We start from the raw sequence: 3,633 nt of genomic DNA, 5'->3' as shown, positions 1-3,633 counted from the left end.
AGCTCAAGGTGCGCTACGAAGATCACTTATGACTTTTTTGCAGGCATTTTTGGCAAAAACAAAGAGCTTGAAATTTTTAGTGACGTCGTAAATGCCGTGGATATCTGGCTAAAAGATGATAAAAGCTTCGAGATGGGCAAGGTCTGCTTGGGGCTTGTGGCAAACGCTAAAGAGATAAATAAAGTGATGTTTGAAGCTGAAAACAACCTCTATATGGATCATATCTTAAAAGAAGCTAGCAAATTTTTTAACGAGAAAAACGACTACATAGGCCTTGACATGCAGGTGCATGCTATAAAGAAGTCATTTTTCAAAGAGGATAAAGACGATACGCTAAGCAATCTAATCTCAAACTACGTCGTAAAAAAACTTAGTGAAAATAAAGAGAAATTTAGCATCACTTATAAAGATCATAAAGGAATTTTAACCTACAATGTCGGCAACGTTTCGGTTATCGGCAACGACTTTTTGGTGGCAAATCCTGAATTTGACTTCTTTATCGACGTGACAAATAAAAAAACGCTAAGCTTTCGCGCAAATGGCAAGCTAGACGTTAGCGCCATGGCAAAACACCTAGTTGGTGGCGGCGGACACGTGAACGCTAGTGGTGGGCTGTTTGCAAATTTCAAAGATGGCTTTAGCTATGAGCCGATCAAGGCGCAGATAGTTGATCTAATAACTAAAAAAACACAGGAGGAGATATGAAAGAAGAAGAGGTAAGCGTAGAGGAGCTTAGCTACGAGCTTAGCATGGTGCTTGAAGCGATGTTTTACTATGCTGGAGTGAAAAAAGATAAGCTTGAAGAGGCGGCAAATCTCTATGTCGAGTGCATCGATGATGCGCTAGAAAACTCTGACGCTAGCGGTAGCGACGAGGTCATAGAGATAGTTGAATATATGAAAAAACACCATCCAAAGTTATTTAAATAAGGAGAAAATATGAAGAAAATTTTAGTTTTAGCGGTGGCACTTTTTGCGCTAAATGCTATGGCAAATGAAAATTTAGACAAGGCAAATGAGCTTTATGCAAAGAAAAATTTTAACGAGGCTTATCTTGCTTTTAATAAAGCTTGCGGCGAGGGTGAGAAGAAAGCTTGCACGATGAATGCGATCATGCTATTTAACGGCGATGGCGTGGCAAAAGATAAAGCTCAGGCTGAGAAAATTTTTACAAAAATGTGCGACGAAAATGAGGGCATGGCCTGCGAAAAACTAGGCGAAATGACAGCTTATGGCCTTATAAAAGACAAAGATGATAATGAAGCAAAAAGCGAAGAGAAGGCAAAAGCTTTGTTTAAAAAAGCTTGCGATAACGGCTACAAACCAGCTTGCGACTTTGTAACAAAATAGATCAAAAAGGGCTTAAAATGGGCTACAAACATAAAGATTTGATAGGAACTAGAGAGCTTAGCAAGGAAGAAATTTTATATTTTCTAGAGGCGGCAAAAGAGTTTAAGGAGCTAAATTTAAGCCAAGTGAAAAAAAATGACTACCTTCGTGGAAAGACCACGATCAACGCATTTTATGAAAACTCGACAAGAACTAGGACATCCTTTGAGATCGCAGCAAAGAGGCTTGGAGCTGATACGATAAATTTCAGCTCGTCAAGCTCTAGTGTGACAAAGGGCGAGAGCCTAAATGACACGATGAATAACATGGCTGCTATGAGAACTGATATCATTGTGCTTCGTCACCCAAGCTCTGGAGCGGCGAAATTTGCAGCTGATAGGACAGAAGCTAGCGTCGTAAATGCAGGGGACGGCACAAATGAGCACCCAAGCCAAGCTCTACTTGATCTTTTCACGCTAAGAGAGCATGGCAAAATTTTAGATAAAAACCTAAACGTGGCGATCATCGGCGATATCGCTAGAAGCCGCGTGGCAAGGTCTGACATCTGGGCGATGAAGAAATTTGGCATAAATTTAAAACTCTTTGCGCCAAGGATGATGATGCCAAAAGACGCTGAGGTCTTTGAGTCTCAAATTTGCAAAAATATGGAGGAGGCTTGCGAGGGCAGCGACGTCATCATCATGCTTCGCATCCAGCTAGAGCGTGGCGGTGCGGACGTAGCATTTCCAAGCTCGAGAGAGTACTCGAAATTTTTTGGACTAAATAAAAATAGGATAAAGCTAGCAAAGCCTGACGCGATCGTGCTGCACCCAGGACCGATAAATAGGGGCGTGGAGTTAAATTCAGACGTGGCTGATGGCACGCACTCAGTCATACTAAATCAAGTTGAAAACGGCGTTGCTATAAGAATGGCGATACTAAATACGCTTGCAAAAAATAGGGGCTAACGATGAAAATAGCAATAATTAACGGCACTATCGTAAATAGCGACGAGAAATTTAAGGCAAATATCCTAATAGAAAACGGCAAAATAGCCAAAATAGGAGGTGAGAAATTTGAGGCTGATAAGGTCATAGACGCTACAAATAAGCTAGTCATGCCAGGACTTATCGACATGCATGTGCATTTTCGCGATCCTGGTCAAGAGTACAAAGACGACATCATCTCAGGCTCGCAGGCGGCTGTGGCTGGAGGAGTGACCACCTGCCTTTGCATGGCTAACACAAACCCAGTAAATGACAACGCTTCGATCACAAGAGCGATGATAGAAAAGGCTAAAAACTGCGGGCTGATCGATCTTTTGCCGATCGCTGCTATCAGCAAAGGACTTGGGGGCAACGAGATCGTTGAAATGGGCGATCTTATAGAAGCTGGTGCAGTTGCATTTAGTGACGATGGCTTGCCAGTGACTAGCTCAAGCGTGATGAGAGCGGCGCTTGAGTACTCAAGCATGTTTGGTAGCTTTTGTATAAGCCACTCAGAGGACTGCTCGCTTTGCAGACAGGGCGTCATGCACGAGGGCAAGGTCTCGGCCATACTTGGACTTCGCGGCATGGCGAGGGAGAAAGAGGAGATCGCAGTGAGCCGTGATATGCTGCTTGCAAAGCTCACTAAAGCGCACATCCACATAGCTCACGTAAGCTCGGAGTACTCGCTAAAGATCATCGAAATGGGCAAAAAAGAGGGCATAAACATCACTTGCGAGGCGACACCTCATCACTTTAGCTTTAGCGACGATGAAATTTTGAAAAATGCCTACGATACAAATTTTAAAATGTCGCCGCCACTTCGTGAGATAAGCGACGTAAAAGCGGTAAGAGAGGCGCTAAAAAGCGGTCTTATAGACGTTATCGCCACCGATCATGCCCCGCACCACACGGATGAAAAGATAGTGGAATTTGACAAGGCGCCATTTGGCATCATCGGACTTCAAACCCTTGTGCCACTCACTCTTAAGCTCGTAAATGAGGGCGTCATAAGCTTAGAGCGCATGGTGGAGCTAACATCTACAAATGCGGCTAAGATGCTAAATTTAAAAGATAAAGGCAGACTTGCTGAGGGCATGCTAGCTGACGTCGCGGTGATAGACCCTGAGATCGAGTACGTTTATGACGAGAAGATAAACCGCTCAAAATCAGTAAATTCTCCACTCTTTGGCAAAAAGCTAAAAGGCGCAGCGACTACTACTATAAAAAGTGGCAAGATCGTTTATGAGTTTGGAAAATAATCTAAATTTGCTCGTGCGTGCGGGTGAATTTGTTTAGATGCTTTGAAATATAAAATT

General features: G+C 43.1%; 5 protein-coding genes. All 5 read left to right on the top strand.

The annotated features are described in order from the left end of the window. A partial coding sequence (locus Q0296_RS07230; RefSeq protein ID WP_298038681.1) for a 3'-to-5' oligoribonuclease B occupies positions 1 to 705 on the top strand: 705 nt, incomplete at its 5' end. Then, the gene (locus tag Q0296_RS07225) at positions 702 to 929 is read left to right on the top strand and encodes a hypothetical protein (RefSeq protein ID WP_002942640.1); all 228 of its coding nucleotides are present in this window, start codon (positions 702 to 704) and stop codon (positions 927 to 929) included. The genes Q0296_RS07230 and Q0296_RS07225, both read left to right, overlap by 4 nt. A 9-nt stretch (positions 930 to 938) precedes the next feature. After that, complete coding sequence (locus Q0296_RS07220) at positions 939 to 1,349, top strand: sel1 repeat family protein (RefSeq protein ID WP_298038678.1); 411 nt, start codon at positions 939 to 941, stop codon at positions 1,347 to 1,349. Positions 1,350 to 1,366: 17 nt separating this feature from the next. Continuing rightward, entirely contained in the window at positions 1,367 to 2,296 is a 930-nt protein-coding gene (locus Q0296_RS07215; RefSeq protein WP_002942659.1) for an aspartate carbamoyltransferase catalytic subunit, read from the top strand. 2 nt (positions 2,297 to 2,298) lie between these two features. Further along, on the top strand, positions 2,299 to 3,576 hold the full coding sequence (locus Q0296_RS07210) for a dihydroorotase (protein WP_298038675.1): 1,278 nt from the start codon (positions 2,299 to 2,301) through the stop codon (positions 3,574 to 3,576). The last annotated feature ends 57 nt before the right edge of the window (positions 3,577 to 3,633 follow it).

It is taken from the genome of uncultured Campylobacter sp. (assembly GCF_937890585.1).
Classification (GTDB): Bacteria; Campylobacterota; Campylobacteria; order Campylobacterales; family Campylobacteraceae; genus Campylobacter_A.
Note: the sequence above shows the minus strand (reverse complement) of the source record. Positions and strands in the feature narration are given on the sequence as shown.